Annotated in this window: 15 protein-coding genes; 7 read left to right on the plus strand and 8 right to left on the minus strand. The window is 72.0% G+C overall.

Annotated features, from left to right (window positions below; translation table 11 throughout):
- Positions 1-77: 77 nt before the first annotated feature.
- Entirely contained in the window at positions 78-1,283 is a 1,206-nt protein-coding gene (locus tag GA0115242_RS30815) for a PucR family transcriptional regulator (RefSeq protein ID WP_093834352.1), read from the minus strand.
- A 62-nt stretch (positions 1,284-1,345) separates the two neighbouring features.
- On the opposite strand from GA0115242_RS30815, the gene GA0115242_RS30820 reads away from it, so the two are divergent.
- On the plus strand, positions 1,346-2,011 hold the full coding sequence (locus tag GA0115242_RS30820; RefSeq protein WP_093834296.1) for a pirin family protein: 666 nt from the start codon (positions 1,346-1,348) through the stop codon (positions 2,009-2,011).
- Positions 2,012-2,037: 26 nt separating this feature from the next.
- On the opposite strand, the gene GA0115242_RS30825 is transcribed toward GA0115242_RS30820, so the two are convergent.
- Entirely contained in the window at positions 2,038-2,862 is an 825-nt protein-coding gene (locus tag GA0115242_RS30825) for a serine hydrolase domain-containing protein (RefSeq protein WP_093834298.1), read from the minus strand.
- An 18-nt stretch (positions 2,863-2,880) separates the two neighbouring features.
- Entirely contained in the window at positions 2,881-3,354 is a 474-nt protein-coding gene (locus GA0115242_RS30830) for a GNAT family N-acetyltransferase (protein WP_093834300.1), read from the minus strand.
- A 97-nt stretch (positions 3,355-3,451) separates the two neighbouring features.
- Here GA0115242_RS30830 and GA0115242_RS30835 point away from each other — a divergent pair, with 97 nt between their 5' ends.
- Positions 3,452-3,922 carry a MerR family transcriptional regulator gene (locus GA0115242_RS30835; RefSeq protein WP_093834302.1) on the plus strand — a complete coding sequence of 157 codons (471 nt, stop codon included), beginning with the start codon at positions 3,452-3,454 and terminating at the stop codon, positions 3,920-3,922.
- Between the two features lie 4 nt (positions 3,923-3,926).
- Here GA0115242_RS30835 and GA0115242_RS30840 read toward each other — a convergent pair whose 3' ends face one another.
- The 3 genes from GA0115242_RS30840 to GA0115242_RS30850 form a co-directional block, all read right to left on the minus strand.
- Positions 3,927-4,796, minus strand: coding sequence for a DUF4429 domain-containing protein (locus tag GA0115242_RS30840; protein WP_093834304.1), 870 nt, complete (start codon positions 4,794-4,796; stop codon positions 3,927-3,929).
- 56 nt (positions 4,797-4,852) lie between these two features.
- Complete coding sequence (locus tag GA0115242_RS30845) at positions 4,853-6,070, minus strand: alpha/beta hydrolase (RefSeq protein ID WP_093834306.1); 1,218 nt, start codon at positions 6,068-6,070, stop codon at positions 4,853-4,855.
- Between the two features lie 102 nt (positions 6,071-6,172).
- A complete protein-coding gene (locus GA0115242_RS30850; protein ID WP_093834308.1) occupies positions 6,173-6,799 on the minus strand; it encodes a TetR family transcriptional regulator in 627 nt (208 codons plus the stop codon).
- An 84-nt stretch (positions 6,800-6,883) separates the two neighbouring features.
- On the opposite strand from GA0115242_RS30850, the gene GA0115242_RS30855 reads away from it, so the two are divergent.
- Both GA0115242_RS30855 and GA0115242_RS30860 read left to right on the plus strand, forming a co-directional pair.
- Positions 6,884-8,476: an MFS transporter gene (locus GA0115242_RS30855; RefSeq protein ID WP_370672333.1), complete on the plus strand. Its 1,593-nt coding sequence runs from the start codon at positions 6,884-6,886 to the stop codon at positions 8,474-8,476.
- Between the two features lie 257 nt (positions 8,477-8,733).
- Complete coding sequence (locus tag GA0115242_RS30860) at positions 8,734-9,006, plus strand: small hydrophobic protein (RefSeq protein ID WP_093834312.1); 273 nt, start codon at positions 8,734-8,736, stop codon at positions 9,004-9,006.
- A 233-nt stretch (positions 9,007-9,239) separates the two neighbouring features.
- On the opposite strand, the gene GA0115242_RS30865 is transcribed toward GA0115242_RS30860, so the two are convergent.
- Positions 9,240-10,016, minus strand: a complete 777-nt coding sequence (locus tag GA0115242_RS30865) for a potassium channel family protein (RefSeq protein ID WP_093834314.1) — start codon at positions 10,014-10,016, stop codon at positions 9,240-9,242.
- Positions 10,017-10,103: 87 nt separating this feature from the next.
- Positions 10,104-12,851, minus strand: a complete 2,748-nt coding sequence (gene aceE, locus GA0115242_RS30870; protein ID WP_093834316.1) for a pyruvate dehydrogenase (acetyl-transferring), homodimeric type — start codon at positions 12,849-12,851, stop codon at positions 10,104-10,106.
- Positions 12,852-13,298: 447 nt separating this feature from the next.
- Between aceE and GA0115242_RS30875 the strand changes: the two genes are divergently transcribed.
- The 3 genes from GA0115242_RS30875 (at position 13,299) to GA0115242_RS30885 (ending at position 14,996) form a co-directional block, all read left to right on the plus strand.
- On the plus strand, positions 13,299-13,736 hold the full coding sequence (locus GA0115242_RS30875; protein ID WP_176729943.1) for a DUF3052 domain-containing protein: 438 nt from the start codon (positions 13,299-13,301) through the stop codon (positions 13,734-13,736).
- 113 nt (positions 13,737-13,849) lie between these two features.
- Positions 13,850-14,308 carry a peroxiredoxin gene (locus GA0115242_RS30880; protein ID WP_093834320.1) on the plus strand — a complete coding sequence of 153 codons (459 nt, stop codon included), beginning with the start codon at positions 13,850-13,852 and terminating at the stop codon, positions 14,306-14,308.
- A 112-nt stretch (positions 14,309-14,420) separates the two neighbouring features.
- The gene (locus GA0115242_RS30885; RefSeq protein WP_093834322.1) at positions 14,421-14,996 is read left to right on the plus strand and encodes a TerD family protein; all 576 of its coding nucleotides are present in this window, start codon (positions 14,421-14,423) and stop codon (positions 14,994-14,996) included.
- The last annotated feature ends 75 nt before the right edge of the window (positions 14,997-15,071 follow it).

Consider the following 15,071-nt stretch of genomic DNA (forward strand, 5'->3'; position numbering starts at 1 on the left):
TCTTGGTTACGGGCACGGCCGCCCGTGGGGACAGGGACGAAGAACGGCAGGGGGATTTGTGGAGCCCCCACAAAACACTAGGCCGGTAGATCCCCATCGGCCAGACGCCCCAGGATCAGCGCGATCCGCAGCGTGAACGCCGAACGTACATCCGACGGCGACCACCCGGTGACGTCAGTCACCCGTCGGAGCCGGTAGCGCACGGTGTTCGGATGGACGAAGAGCATCCGCGCCGCGCCCTCCAGACTGCTCGCCTGTTCGAGATAGACGGCGAGGGTCTCCAGGAGCGCCGAGCCGGCCTCTTCGAGCGGTCTGTAGATCTCCTCCACCAACTGCTGGCGCGCCGCCGGATCGCCCGCGATCGCGCGCTCGGGCAGCAGATCGTCCGACAGCACCGGCCGCGGGGCGTCCTGCCAGGCGGAACACGCCTTGAGCCCGGCGGCGGCGGCCTGCGCGGAGCGGGTCGCGGCGAGCAGGTCGGGGACCACGGGCCCGGCGACCACCGGCCCGGCCGCGTACGGGCCGATCAGCGACTTGGCGACGGCCAGCGGGTTGTCGCTGCCGCCCGCGATCACCACCAGGCGGTCGCCGAGGACACCGGTGAGGACCTGGAGCTTGGCGTGCCGCGCGGCCCGCCTGATGGCCTCCACGGTCAGTTCGGAGTCGCCGTCGGGCGCGGTGCCGAGCACCACGCAGACGTGCTCGGGGGCGTGCCAGCCCAGGGCGGCGGCCCGGCTCACGGCACCCTCGTCGGCCTCGCCGCTGAGGACGGCGTTGACGACGAGCGACTCCAGACGGGCGTCCCAGGCACCGCGTGCCTCGGCGGCCTGCGCGTACACCTGGGCGGTGGCGAAGGCGATCTCCCGCGCGTAGACCAGCAGCGCCTCGCGCAGCACGTTCTCGTCGCCCGGCGCGGCCACCTCGTCGATGGCGCTCTCCATGACCTCGATGGTCGTGCGGACCATCTCCACGGTCTGGCGCAGGGTGATGGCCCGGGTCAGTTCGCGCGGCGCGGTCCCGAAGACGTCGGTGGAGATGGCCTGCGGGGCGTCGGGGTGCCGGAACCACTCGGTGAACGCGGCGATGCCCGCCTGCGCGACCAGCCCGATCCAGGACCGGTTCTCCGGCGGCATCGCCCGGTACCACGGCAGCGCCTCGTCCATGCGCGCGATGGCGTGGGCGGCGAGTCGTCCGGACGACTTCTCCAGCCGCTTCAGGGTCGCGGGGTGCGGATGGGCGCCGGGCGCGGCCGCCGCGGGCTCGTGGGCTTCTGGTTCGGGCACGTGCACAAGACTGCCTCATCGGAACGGGACCGCGCGCCGCCGGGTCTACCGTGGGGTGCGTGATGGATGTGCGGCGCGCGGCGGAACGCTATCGGGGCCAGGACCCGCCGACCGGCGTGGAGTCGTGGCACGCCCTCTCCTTCGGGCCGTACTACGACCCGGACAACCTGCGCTTCGGCGCGGTCCTCGCCTGCAACGAGGAACGGCTCGCGCCGGGCGCCGGGTTCGACGAACACCCGCACAGCCACACCGAGATCGTGACCTGGGTGGTGGCGGGGGAGCTGACCCACCAGGACTCGGCCGGGAACCGCACCACGGTCCGCCCCGGCGACGTGCAGCGGCTCAGCGCGGGCGCGGGGGTGCGGCACGTGGAGCGCAACGACGGCCCCGAGCCGCTGGTGTTCGTGCAGATGTGGCTGGCCCCGGTCAGACCGGGCGGCGACCCGGCCTACGAGATCGTGCGCGGCATCGCCGACTCCACCCCGTACGCCGTCCCGGAGGCCGCCGCGCTGCTGCACGTGCGGCGGCTGGTGCCGGGGGAGCGGACGGCGGTGCCCGGCGCGGCCCACCTGTACGCGCACGTGGTGCGCGGCGAGGTCCGCCTCGGCCCGGCCGAGCTGGGGCCGGGGGACGCGGTGCGGATCACCGGCGGCGAGGAGACCGACGCGGTCGCGCTGACGGAGGCGGAGCTGCTGCTGTGGGAGATGGCGCGCGCGGACACCGCCTAGCCGTGTCCGGGCGGGCCGCTTCCGCGCTAGCCCTGGCGCGCCTCGGCGAGGACCGCGTCCGTGAACGGGGGCCAGGACGCCGTCGCCCAGGGGCCGAAGGCGCGGTCGGTGAGGGCGACGCAGGCGAGTCCGGCGGCCGGGTCGACCCACAGGAAGGTGCCGGACTGGCCGAAGTGCCCGAAGGTGCGCGGCGAGGACGAGGCGCCCGTCCAGTGCGGGGACTTGCCGTCGCGGATCTCGAACCCGAGGCCCCAGTCGTTGGGGCTCTGGTGGCCGTAGCCGGGCAGCACGCCCTTGAGGCCCGGGTACTGCACGGTCGTCGCGGCGGCGACCGTGCGCGGGTCGAGCAGCCGGGGCGCCTGCACCTCGGCGGCGAACCGCAGCAGGTCCCCGACGGTGGAGACGCCGTCCTTCGCGGGCGAGCCCTCAAGCGAGGTGTCCGCCATGCCGAGCGGTTCGAGCACCGCCTCGCGCAGGTAGGCGCCGAACGGGATCTCGGTCGCCCGCGCGATGTGCTCGCCGAGCTGCTCGAACCCGGCGTTGGAGTACAGCCGCCGCTCGCCGGGCGGTGCGGTCGTCCGGTGCTCGTCGAAGGCCAGCCCCGAGGTGTGGGCGAGGAGGTGGCGGACGGTCGCGCCGGGCGGCCCGGCCGGTTCGTCCAGCTCGATCGCCCCCTCCTCGAACGCGACGAGCGCCGCGTAGGCGGTGAGCGGCTTGGTGACCGAGGCCAGCGGGAAGCGCCGGTCGAGCGGTCCGTGGCCGCCCAGGACCGTACCGTCGGCCCGTACGACACCCGCGGCGGCGGTGGGAACCGGCCAGTTCTCGATCAGCGCGAGGCTCTGCAACGACATGGCGTCGACCCTATGCGCTCACAGCCGCAGCTCCAGCAACGGGTCGGGCCTGGGCCGGAAACCGAGCGAGGCGTACAGCGGGGCGCCCTCCGCGCTCGCGGTCAGCCGCACCCGGCGGGCGCCCCGCCCGCGCAGCCACTCCAGGAGCGCCGTCACACAGGCGCGGGAGCAGCCGCGCCGCCGGGCGTCCGGATCGGTGGCGACGCTGAAGACGTGCCCGACGAGTCCGTCCGCGCCGTCGCCCTCCTTGCCGATCCGGTAGTCGAGGGTCCCGGCGGCCAGCGAGGCCAGCGCGCCCGGCCGTTCGGGGTGGTCGACGACGAAGGCCGCGAACGCGCCGTCCGGCTCGGCCAGCCGCGCCCGCAGCGCGGGCAGGGACGTGTCCTGCCAGCCGGTCGGCCCGGGGTCGCCCGTCATCGAGTCGATCATCACCTGCCGCAGCCGCAGCACCTCGGGCGCGTCCGCGGGCAGGGCACGTCGTGCGAGTGTCATGGCCGGCACGCTAACCGCCCGGAGGCTCGGCCGTCCTGCCGATTTATCGCCGGTTCCGCTTGCCTGGAGTGCACTCGAAGGCCATAGCGTGGACCGCATGACGGTGATGGATACCACCAGGACCAGGACCGACACCTGCGGTGCCCCGCCCCAGCCGCACCGGCTGCCCGACGGACAGGACCGCTACACGATCAGCGAGGTGGTCGCCGTCACCGGACTGTCCGCGCACACCCTGCGCTGGTACGAGCGGATCGGTCTGATGCCGCACGTGGACCGCTCCCACACCGGGCAGCGCCGCTACAGCAACCGCGACCTCGACTGGCTCGACCTGGTCGGCAAGCTGCGCCTGACCGGGATGCCGGTCGCCGACATGGTCCGGTACGCGGAGCTGGTCCGCGAGGGCGACCACACCTTCGGCGCCCGGTTCGACCTGCTGGAGTCGACCCGCCGGGACGTGCTGCACCGGATCGCGGAGCTGCGGGACACGCTGGCGGTCCTGGACCGCAAGATCAGCTTCTACGCGGACGCCGACCGGACCCGCGGCGGCGCGACCGCCGAGGAGGACTGAGCGCTCACAGCTCGGCGAGCAGTTCCGCCTTCTTCACCGAGAACTCCTCGTCGGTGACGAGTCCGGCCAGGTGCAGCTCGCCGAGGTGCCTGATCCGCTCGGCGATGTCGGCGGGGTCCCGGCGGGCCGCTCCGGCCGGTACCGGGACCGCCGTCCCCGACGCCTTCGCCGCGGCCAGCACCGCCGCGGCGAACGGCAGCGACTCGTGGACGGGGCCGTAGCCCAGCCCGAAGACGACGGCGGCCGGGTCCTGGTCGGGCTGGGCGGTGCCGCCGCCCGTCACCGGTTCCCGGCCGAGCAGCCGCAGATGCCCCTCGAACGCCTCCGGTGAGCGCCACTCGACGCCCGCCAGGTCGGCCACCGCGAAGGTCTGGTCGCCCGCCTTCCACTTCGCCGACGACGCCCCGGTCCAGAACCAGCGGAAGGAGACGGTCCGGCCGTCGAAGGACGCCTTCGCGTCGTACGCCTTGAAGTGGCGCGGGGTCTCCGGCGCGGCCACCAGGAACCGTTCGGCGGGTTCCGCCCCGTCGTCGGGCAGCACGGCGCGCAGTTCGTCGGCGTAGTACTCGGCGAGCGTCTCCCGCTCGGCGGGCAGGACCAGGCGGTAGGGGTCGCTGCTGTCCTTCAGCTGACCGGCCGCCGCCTCCATCAGGGGATCGGCGCCCGGCCTCGGCTCGGCCCGCAGCACCACGGTGCCGCGCCTGCCGGGGGCCAGCGTCACGCCGGACAGCGCGGCCAGCGGCACCCGGCGCTCCCCGAGCGCCTGGAACAGCTTGGGTGTTCGCATCCCCCGTTCGTAACGGATGAGCAGGGAGTCGGAATCGAACTCCCAGGCGGCATGAAATCCGGCCAGCACGTCACCCATGCGGCTCATCGTATGCAAGACGCGCTCCTTCGTCGCCACTCTCGGGGACCGCACTTCCTGCGCCTCTACGCGCGTCCTGCCGTCCCCGTTCCGGACAGTTCGGTGTCGCACGCCTGATCCTGCCGTGCGCAGTGCACCGAGCGGTATGCCCCGACGCCGATCTCGGCGAAGTTGCGCAGACTCTCGGTGCCGGGTTCGAAATAGCCGCTGTGTCCCCGCGCGCCGTGCGCGGAGAGCACCCGCGCGCCGAACGCGGGCGAGACCGGGTCGGCCCCGTGGCCGAAACCGCCGACCTCCAGGTACGGCACGTCCTGAATCCAGTCGTCCGCGTCCCGCATCGCCCACACCCGGGCGGAGGTCCGCAGCCGGGAGGCGTTCGCCACCCGCATCCCGGGGCTCGCCGCCACCGCGATGTCGGACACCCGGCGCGGCAGCGCGTGCGCGGCGACCCCGCACACCACGGAGCCGTAGCTGTGGCAGAACAGCGAGACGGACGCGCTGCCGGGCAGCGCGCGGACCAGGGCGTTCAGCCGGACGGCGCCGTCCTCGGCGCGCATCGCGGTCGCCGAGTCGATGCCGAGACCGGCCGGAGCCGTGTAGTCGGCCCAGGCGATCACCGCGGTGCGGGTCGCGGGGCTCGCCGCCCGCTCGGCCGCGTACAGCGACGTGGCCATGCCGACCGGGGCGGTGTAGCGGCGGGAGGTCTTCTGGAAGGTGAGCAGGTCGGTGTCGACGCCGGGCACCACGACCGAGACCCGCTCGGCCCGCGGCAGGTCCCCGAACACCTCGGCCACCCGCCCCGAACCCTGCGGGTCGAAGGCGAGGATCTGCCGGCCGGGGGCGAGCAGCGCCTCGTAGCGGTGCATCCGGCGGCCCGCCACCTGCTGTCCCGCGGGGGAGAGCCTGCTGTCGTGCGTGCGGGCGCGCTCCAGGTCGCGCTGCTCGGTGAGCGCGATCCGGTTGGCGCGGTAGCGCAGCGGGACCGGGGCGCCGTTCATGTTGCCGACCGCGAGCGGGTACCGGTGCGCGAGCGACGCCCGCTCCCGCGCCGTGAGTCCGGCGAAGAAACGGGTGAGCAGCGCGGGGGCCGCCTGCGGGTCGGGCAGCCGGTGGCCGTGCAGTCTGCCGTGCTCCCAGGAGGAGAGGGAGACCCGCAGCGGCGCGGAGTCCGGGTGGGCGCGCAGCGCCGTCCAGCCGGTGGTCGCCAGCATCACGAACACCACGGCCAGCGCGAGCAGTGCGCGCCAGACGTTCAGTTGCGGAGAGGTGTCGAAGGAAGTCACTGGGAGGACACACTAGGAGAACGGGCGGGTCTCGGACGAGTCGAGTGACGCGGATCACGTTTCGATAAAGGGGGCGTTGACCTCACGGTGTCCGCAAGTGCCTCAGTCTGTCCGCCAGTTCCCGGCGAGCGCCGGTCCCACCTGTTCGAGATACGCGATCGTCAGGGCCCGCATGCCCTCCAGGCTCAAGTCGCCGCACGCGCTCCACTGTTGCTCTGTGACCCGCATCACCGCGCCGAACACCGCCACCGCGAGCCGCGGGCGCGGGTCCGCGTCGACGTCCAGGCCCTCCCGCTCGGCCACCACCCGCGCGATGGTGTCCTCGGTCTCGGCGTTGCGCCGCAGATGGGCGGCGAGCAGCACCGGCGTCGACTCGATCACCCGGTGCATGCCCAGGTACGCCTCCACCGGGACGACGGACTCGACCACCTCGTGCAGCGTGTCCCAGCTCTCCAGCACGGCCCGGCGCAGCGCGACCACCGGCGCCTCCTCGGCGGGCCGCTCGCGCACCGCGCGCAGATAGTGCGCGACCGCCAGCTCCTGCAGCGCGAGGGCGGCCTCCTCCTTGCCCGCGAAGTAGCGGAAGAAGGTGCGCGCCGACACGTCCACGGCGTCCGCGATGTCGTCCACCGTGGTGCCGTCGTACCCCCGCGCCACGAACATCTCGACGGCGGTCCGCAGCAGGGCGTCCCGGGTGCGCTGTTTCTTGCGTTCGCGCAGCGTTTCCATAGGAGTCAGTTACTGACTTGTGAATTGGTTTGTCAATTGTCAGAGGCTGTCACTAGCCTCGAACGCATGACTAGTCAGACCACCATCGAGACCTCGGAGCCGGAGGACGGGGCCCCGGCGGCCACCCCGCCCGCCTCCGGGCTGCGCGGCCATCCCTGGTTCACCCTCATAACCGTCGCCGTCGGGGTCATGATGGTGGCCCTCGACGGCACCATCGTGGCCATCGCCAACCCGGCCATCAAGGACGACCTGAAGGCCAGCTTCGCGGACGTCCAGTGGATCACCAACGGCTACTTCCTGGCCCTCGCCGTCGCCCTGATCACCGCGGGCAAGCTCGGTGACCGCTTCGGCCACCGGCAGACGTTCCTCATCGGCGTGATCGGCTTCGCCGCCGCCTCCGGCGCCATCGGCCTCTCCGACAGCATCCCGCTGGTCGTCACCTTCCGCGTCTTCCAGGGCGTGTTCGGCGCGCTGCTGATGCCGGCCGCGCTCGGCCTGCTGCGCGCCACCTTCCCCGCCGAGCGGCTCAACACCGCGATCGGCATCTGGGGCATGGTCATCGGCGCCTCCACCGCGGGCGGCCCGATCCTCGGCGGTGTCCTCGTCGAGCACGTCAACTGGCAGTCGGTGTTCTTCATCAACGTGCCGGTCGGCCTCCTCGCCGTCCTGCTCGGCCTGGTCATCCTCGTCGACCACCGCGCCGAGAACGCCCCGCGCTCCTTCGACCTGCTGGGCATCGCCCTGCTCTCGGTCGCGATGTTCTGCCTGGTCTGGGCCCTGATCAAGGCGCCCGCCTGGGGCTGGGGCGCCGGCGGCACCTGGGCGTTCATCGCCGCCTCCGTGCTCTGCTTCGCGCTGTTCGCGTTCTGGGAGACGAAGGTCGCCGAGCCGCTGATCCCGCTCGGGCTGTTCCGCTCGGTGCCGCTGTCGGCGGGCGTGGTGCTGATGGTCCTGATGGCCATCGCGTTCATGGGCGGCCTGTTCTTCGTGACGTTCTACCTCCAGAACGTGCACGGGATGAGTCCGATCGACGCCGGTCTGCACCTGCTGCCGCTCACCGGCATGATGATCGTCGGCTCGCCGCTCGCCGCCTTCCTCATCGGCAAGCTCGGCCCGCGCGTCCCGCTGGCCGGGGGCATGGCGGCCACCGCGCTCGCCATGTACGGCATGTCGACCCTGCGCACGGACACCGGCAGCGGCGCCATGTCGCTCTGGTTCGCGCTGCTCGGCCTCGGCCTCGCGCCCGTCATGGTCGGCGCCACCGAGGTCATCGTGGGCAACGCGCCGATGGAGCTGTCCGGCGTGGCCGGCGGTCTCCAGCAGGCCGCGATGCAGATCGGCGGCAGCCTCGGCACCGCCGTCCTCGGCGCCGTGATGGTCTCCAAGGTGGACAGCGACCTCGCGGGCAACTGGAAGGACGCGGGTCTCCCGCCGCTCACCCCGGCCCAGCTCGACCAGGCGTCCGAGGCCGTGCAGGTCGGCGTGGCGCCGGTCTCCCCGGGGATGCCCGCGGCGATCGCCGCGAAGATCACCGATGTCGCGCACGACACCTTCATCTCCGGCATGAGCCTCGCCTCCCTGGTCGCCGCCGGGGTCGCGGTGGTGGCCGTCTTCGTCGCGCTGCTCACCAAGCGCGGCATCAACGCCGAGGCGGGCGCCGGGGTCGGCCACATCTGACGCGGGGTCGGCGCGCGTCCCCAATCAGGGTGAAGCCGCCGACGATCACTCGCACCCGGCCCGCGCGGCACGTCACAGTGGGCCGGGCCCCGCTCCCGGCATGTTCCACCGGCACATGCGTCCGGTGCGCGGGGTGCCCGGCGCGGCGGCGCGCTGCCGGAGGGGGGCAGCGTGCCGCGGGCCGGGAATCCGCCGCAGGATCGGGGGCACCCGCATCCCACGAACCCGAACCGACCCCGGGGACTTGGGAGTTGACGATGGCAGGCTATGGACACCGCACCCGCGGCCGAGGCCGCACCTGGCGCCGACCGCGCACCGGCGCGGGCCCCGACCGGGCGACCCTCGCGCTCATCGGCGTGATCTGCGCGGTCGCCGGACTCTTCGTGCTGGGCATCCTGCTCGGCCCCGTCGCGATCCTCTGCGGCTGGCTCGCGATGGGCCGCACCTGGGCCCGCTCCCGCCCGCTCCAGCCGATGATCGCCGTGATCCTGGGCGCCGTCGACACGGTCCTGGCCCTGATCATGCTGTAGACGCACCTCACGGCCCCCGGGCCGGTCGCCGCCGGGCGGGCCGCGATCGCCGGAGGGCCCCCGGACGCGGACCGCGCCTGACCCGGCCCCGTGCCCTGACCCGGCCCCGTGCCCTGACCCGGGCCCGGGACCTGTCCCGTGGCCCTTGCCCGGTCCCGTGGCCCCTGCCCGGACCCGTGCCCCGACCCGGCGCATGATCCCGACCCGGACCCGGCGCACGCCCGCGCCTCGGATCATCCGGAAGCGGACCCGGGCCCCGGTCCGCCGCCGCGTTCCGACAGGGCGGCCACCTCCGCGCGCAGGGCCCGGACCTCCGCCGTGAGCGCCTCGATCGCCTCCGTGCGCCGCCGCTCCTCGTCGTCGTCCTTGTCGAAGCGGGCGATGAACCAGGCGGCGATGTTCGCCGTGACCACACCGAGCAGGGCGATCCCGGAGAGCATCAGCCCGACCGCGATCATGCGGCCGAGGCCGGTCGTCGGCGCGTGGTCGCCGTACCCGACCGTCGTCATCGTGGTGAACGACCACCACACGGCGTCACCCAGGGTCCTGATGTTCCCGTGCGGCGCGTCCCGTTCCACCGAGAGCACGGCGAGCGAACCGAACATCAGCAGCCCGATCACCGACCCCGCGACGTACGTCGTCAGCCGGATCTGCGACGCCATCCGGGCCCTGCGGCCCACCAGCAGCAGCGTCGACACCAGCCGCAGCAGCCGCAGCGGCTGGAGGAGCGGCAGCACCACCGCGCACAGGTCGGGCCAGTGGTCGCGCACGAAGGCCCGGCGCCGGGGCGCGAGCGCCAGCCGCACCAGATGGTCCGCCGCGAAGCAGGCCCACACCGTCCACTCCGCCGCCGTGCACACCGCGGTCAGCGGACGGCTCGCCGAACTGTCCACGATCGGGGCCGCGTAGGCGGCGGCGAAGGCCACCGCGAGCCCCAGCAGGGGCCGCTGGGTGACGCGCTCCCAGCGGTCCGCCGCAGTCGGTGCCCCCCGCGCCCGCGGCTCTGTCATAGCCGCATGGTAGGCGGCCGCGACCGGGCCGCCGGGGGCGCGGGGAACCGTGTGAGCGGCCTCCCGCGCCCCCGGCGGCGGCGCGCGCTACGCGTCGCCGCCGGCCGCGCCCGGGTGCGCCGCCGTCACGTCGAGGAGCTGGTAGCGGTCCACCGCCTGCTTCAGCTGCGACCGGTCCACCTTCCCCTCCCGCGCCAGCTCGGTCAGCACGGACACGACGATCGACTGCGCGTCGATGTGGAAGAACCGCCGCGCCGCGCCCCGGGTGTCGGCGAACCCGAAGCCGTCCGCACCGAGCGACTGGTACGTGCCCGGCACCCAGCGCGCGATCTGGTCGGGAACCGCCCGCATCCAGTCGGACACGGCCACGAACGGACCCTCGGCGCCGCTCAGCTTCCGCGTCACATAGGGGACGCGCTGCTCCTCCTCCGGGTGCAGCAGGTTGTGCCGCTCGCACTCGACGGCCTCGCGCCGCAGCTCGTTCCAGGACGTCGCCGACCAGACGTCGGCCCGCACGTCCCAGTCCTCGGCGAGGATCCGCTGGGCCTCCAGGGCCCACGGCACCGCCACCCCGGAGGCCAGGATCTGCGCTCCGATCGAGCCCGCCGTGCCCGCGTTCAGCCGGTGGACGCCCCTGAGGATGCCCTCGACGTCCACGTCGGACGGCTCGGCCGGGTGCTGGATCGGCTCGTTGTAGACGGTCAGGTAGTAGAAGACGTCCTCGCCGTGCGGGTGCTCGTCGTCCGCGCCGTACATCCGGCGCAGGCCGTCCTGCACGATGTGCGCGATCTCGTACCCGTAGGCCGGGTCGTAGGCCACGCAGCCCGGGTTGGTGGAGGCCAGCAGCTGCGAGTGGCCGTCGGCGTGCTGGAGCCCCTCACCGGTCAGCGTCGTGCGCCCGGCGGTCGCGCCCAGCACGAAACCGCGCGAGAGCTGGTCGGCCATCTGCCAGAACTGGTCGCCCGTGCGCTGGAAACCGAACATCGAGTAGAAGACGTAGACCGGGATGAGCGGTTCGCCGTGCGTGGCGTACGCCGAACCCGCCGCGATCAGGGACGCCGTGCAGCCCGCCTCGGAGATGCCGTCGTGCAGCATCTGCCCGGTCGGCGACTCCTTGTAGGCGAGCAGCAGCTCCCGGTCGACCGACTCGTACTGCTGGCCGAGCGGGTTGTAGATCTTCGCGCTCGGGAAGAACGAGTCCATGCCGAACGTGCGGTACTCGTCCGGCGCGATCAGCACGAACCGCTTGCCGATCTCCTTGTCCCGCATGAGGTCCTTGAGGAGCCTGACGAAGGCCATGGTCGTCGCGATGGACTGCTGGCCTGAGCCCTTCTTCACGGTCGCGTACGTCTTGTCGTCGGGCAGGGCGAGGGGCTTCGCGCGCACCACCCGGGTCGGCACGTACCCGCCGAGCGACCTGCGCCGGTCGTGCATGTACTGGATCTCCTCCGAGTCCCGACCGGGGTGGTAGTAGGGCGGCAGGCCCGACTCCAGCTCCTTGTCGGCGATCGGCAGGTGCAGCCGGTCCCGGAACCGCTTCAGGTCGTCGACCGTCAGCTTCTTCATCTGGTGGGTGGCGTTGCGGCCCTCGAAGTTCGGGCCGAGCGTCCAGCCCTTGATCGTCTTGGCCAGGATGACCGTCGGCTGGCCCCGGTGCTCCTGGGCCGCCTTGAACGCCGCGTAGATCTTCCGGTGGTCGTGGCCGCCGCGCCCCAGGTGCAGGATCTGGTCGTCGGACATGCCCTCGACCATCGCGCGCAGCCGCTGGTCGTCCCCGAAGAAGTGGTCGCGGATGTAGGCGCCGGACTCGGTGGCGTACGTCTGGTACTGGCCGTCCGGGGTGGTGTTCATCCGGTTGACCAGCAGGCCGTCGCGGTCCTGGGCGAGCAGCGGGTCCCAGGAGCGGTCCCAGACCAGCTTGATCACGTTCCAGCCGGCGCCGCGGAAGACCGACTCCAGCTCCTGGATGATCTTGCCGTTGCCGCGCACCGGGCCGTCGAGCCGCTGGAGGTTGCAGTTCACGACGAAGGTCAGGTTGTCCAGGCCCTCGCGGGCGGCGATGGAGAGCTGGCCGAGCGACTCCGGCTCGTCCATCTCGCCGTCCCCGAGGAACGCCCAGACGTGCGACTTCGAGGTGTCCGCGATCCCGCGCGCCTCCATGTAGCGGTTCATCCGCGCCTGGAAGATCGCGCCGAGCGGGCCGAGGCCCATGGAGACCGTCGGGAACTCCCAGAAGTCCGGCATGGAGCGTGGGTGCGGGTAGCTGGAGAGGCCCTCGGGGTACTTCGACTTCTCCTGGCGGAAGCCGTCGAGCTGCCCCTCGGAGAGCCGGTCGAGCAGGAACGCGCGGGCGTAGATGCCGGGGGAGGCGTGGCCCTGGAAGAAGACCTGGTCGCCGCCGTCGCCCTCGTCCTTGCCGCGGAAGAAGTGGTTGAAGCCGACGTCGTAGAGGGAGGCGGAGGAGGCGAAGGTCGCGATGTGACCGCCGACCCCGATGCCCGGACGCTGGGCGCGGGAGACCATCACCGCGGCGTTCCAGCGGGTGGCGTTGAGGACCTTGCGCTCGATCTCCTCGTTGCCTGGGAAGAACGGCTCGGCCTTGGTGGGGATGGTGTTGACGTAGTCCGTGCTGCGCATCTCCGGCACGGCGACGCGCTTCTCACGGGCCCGCTCGATCAGCCGAAGCATCAGGTAGCGGGCCCGCTCCCGGCCCCGCTCGTCCACGGCGGCGTCCAGGGAGTCGAGCCACTCCTGTGTCTCTTCGGGATCGAAGTCAGGAACCTGACTCGGAAGGCCGCCAATGATGATCGGATTGCGATCGGATCCGGAAGCCACGCTGTTCCTTACCTGTCGGAGGGCTGCTGTGGGCTGTTCTGGCTTTCCCCGTTGCGCTGTCTGTCGGCACGCCGCGCGGCGTGCGTGTGCTCCTTCTGACCGCGGGTACCCGCGGCGTTCCCCATCGTGTACCTGGGAAGGTCAATCGTCATCTCTACTTAAAGGTAACCAAGCCCACTGACACTTCCGCAGGGTTCCCAAAGCGACAAAGCGGGCAGAAGGTTGTGGTGCGTGTCACCTCGGGCCGGGGCGGCATGCCGTAGGTTGCGGCGACACGGCCGGGAACGTCACCGTTTCGGCGGTCTGAACGGCCGGGTACTTGCGCGATCCGCCCCGCCCGTGTGGACTACGGCCAATGCTTCGCGCACGCGCGTGGCTGAGACTCCCCCGGGCCCAGGACGGGCCAGGGGGTACCCCCCGTACCGAAACATGATCAGGAGGCAACCCGTGAGCGCGACCGCGGACCACGCGGAGGAGCGGACGAACCCTGCCGGCAGGCTGGGGTTCCAGCCCGAGCAGGTGGTCCAGGAGATCGGCTACGACGACGACGTAGACCAGGAACTCCGCGAGGCCATTGAGGAAGTCATCGGCAGCGACCTGGTGGACGAGGACTACGACGACGTCGCCGATGCCGTGGTGCTGTGGTTCCGCGACGACGACGGTGACCTCACCGACGTGCTGGTCGACGCCATCACGTACATCGAGGAGGGCGGCTCCATCCTGCTGCTCACGCCGAAGACCGGCCGTGACGGCTACGTCGAGCCCAGCGACATCTCCGAAGCCGCGACGACGGCCGGCCTGTCAGCCGCCAAGAGCGTCAGCGTCGGCAAGGACTGGAGTGGCAGCCGGCTGGTGACGCCGAAGGGGGCCAAGACCAAGCGCTGACCTCCCCGGCACCCCGGGCGGGTCGGCGCGTCCGGCCCGTCCGACGGTCCCCGGTGCGCGCTGCGTAGGGTGGTCCCACCACCCGAACAGCCTCACCGAAGGGACGTACGGCCATGGCGATCCAGGTCGGCGACAAGGCCCCCGACTTCGAGCTCAAGGACAACCACGGCGCGACCGTGCGCCTGTCCGACTTCCGGGGCGAGAAGAACGTCGTACTGCTGTTCTATCCGTTCGCCTTCACCGGTGTGTGCACCGGGGAGCTGTGCGAGCTGCGTGACAACCTGCCGCAGTTCGCCGACCGCGACACCCGGCTGCTCGCCGTCTCCAACGACTCCATCCACACCCTGCGCGTCTTCGGCGAGCAGGAGGGTCTTGAGTACCCGCTGCTCAGCGACTTCTGGCCGCACGGCGAGGTCTCCCGCGCCTACGGCGTCTTCGCCGAGGACAAGGGCTGCGCGGTGCGCGGCACCTTCGTCATCGACAAGGAGGGCACCGTGCGCTGGACCGTCGTCAACGCCCTGCCGGACGCGCGCGACCTCAACGAGTACGTGAAGGCGCTCGACACCCTGTGATTCTTCGGTTCCAGGGCATGCGAGGTTCGGGAACCCGTCACTAGGATCGGATCGTTGATCCGACGACAGACGCACAACGGGGCACACCGCCCCTGATACCAAGGGAGGACTCGTGGGAGTCAGCCTCAGCAAGGGCGGCAACGTATCGCTGACCAAGGAGGCCCCGGGCCTGACCGCGGTCATCGTCGGTCTGGGGTGGGACGTCCGTACCACGACCGGCACCGACTTCGACCTGGACGCCAGCGCCCTGCTGCTGAACAACGCGGGCAAGGTCCAGAGCGACGCCAACTTCGTCTTCTTCAACAACCTCAAGAGCCCGGACGGCTCCGTCGAGCACACCGGCGACAACACCACCGGTGAGGGCGAGGGCGACGACGAGGCGATCAAGGTCAACCTGGCCGCGGTCCCCGCGGACGTCGACAAGATCGTCTTCCCGGTCTCGATCTACGACGCCGAGAACCGCCAGCAGTCCTTCGGCCAGGTGCGCAACGCGTTCATCCGCGTGGTGAACCAGTCGGGCAACACCGAGATCGCCCGCTACGACCTCTCCGAGGACGCCTCCACGGAGACCGCGATGGTCTTCGGCGAGCTGTACCGCAACGGCGCCGAGTGGAAGTTCCGCGCCATCGGCCAGGGCTACGCCTCCGGTCTGCGCGGCATCGCGCAGGACTTCGGCGTGAACGTCTGAGCCGGTCCGCCTCGGCGACACGGCTCCTCCCCGGCGCCGCGCACACCGTGCGCGGCGCCGGGGACGCAGCACTTT

It is taken from the genome of Streptomyces sp. SolWspMP-5a-2 (assembly GCF_900091845.1).
Taxonomy (GTDB): Bacteria; Actinomycetota; Actinomycetes; order Streptomycetales; family Streptomycetaceae; genus Streptomyces; species Streptomyces doudnae.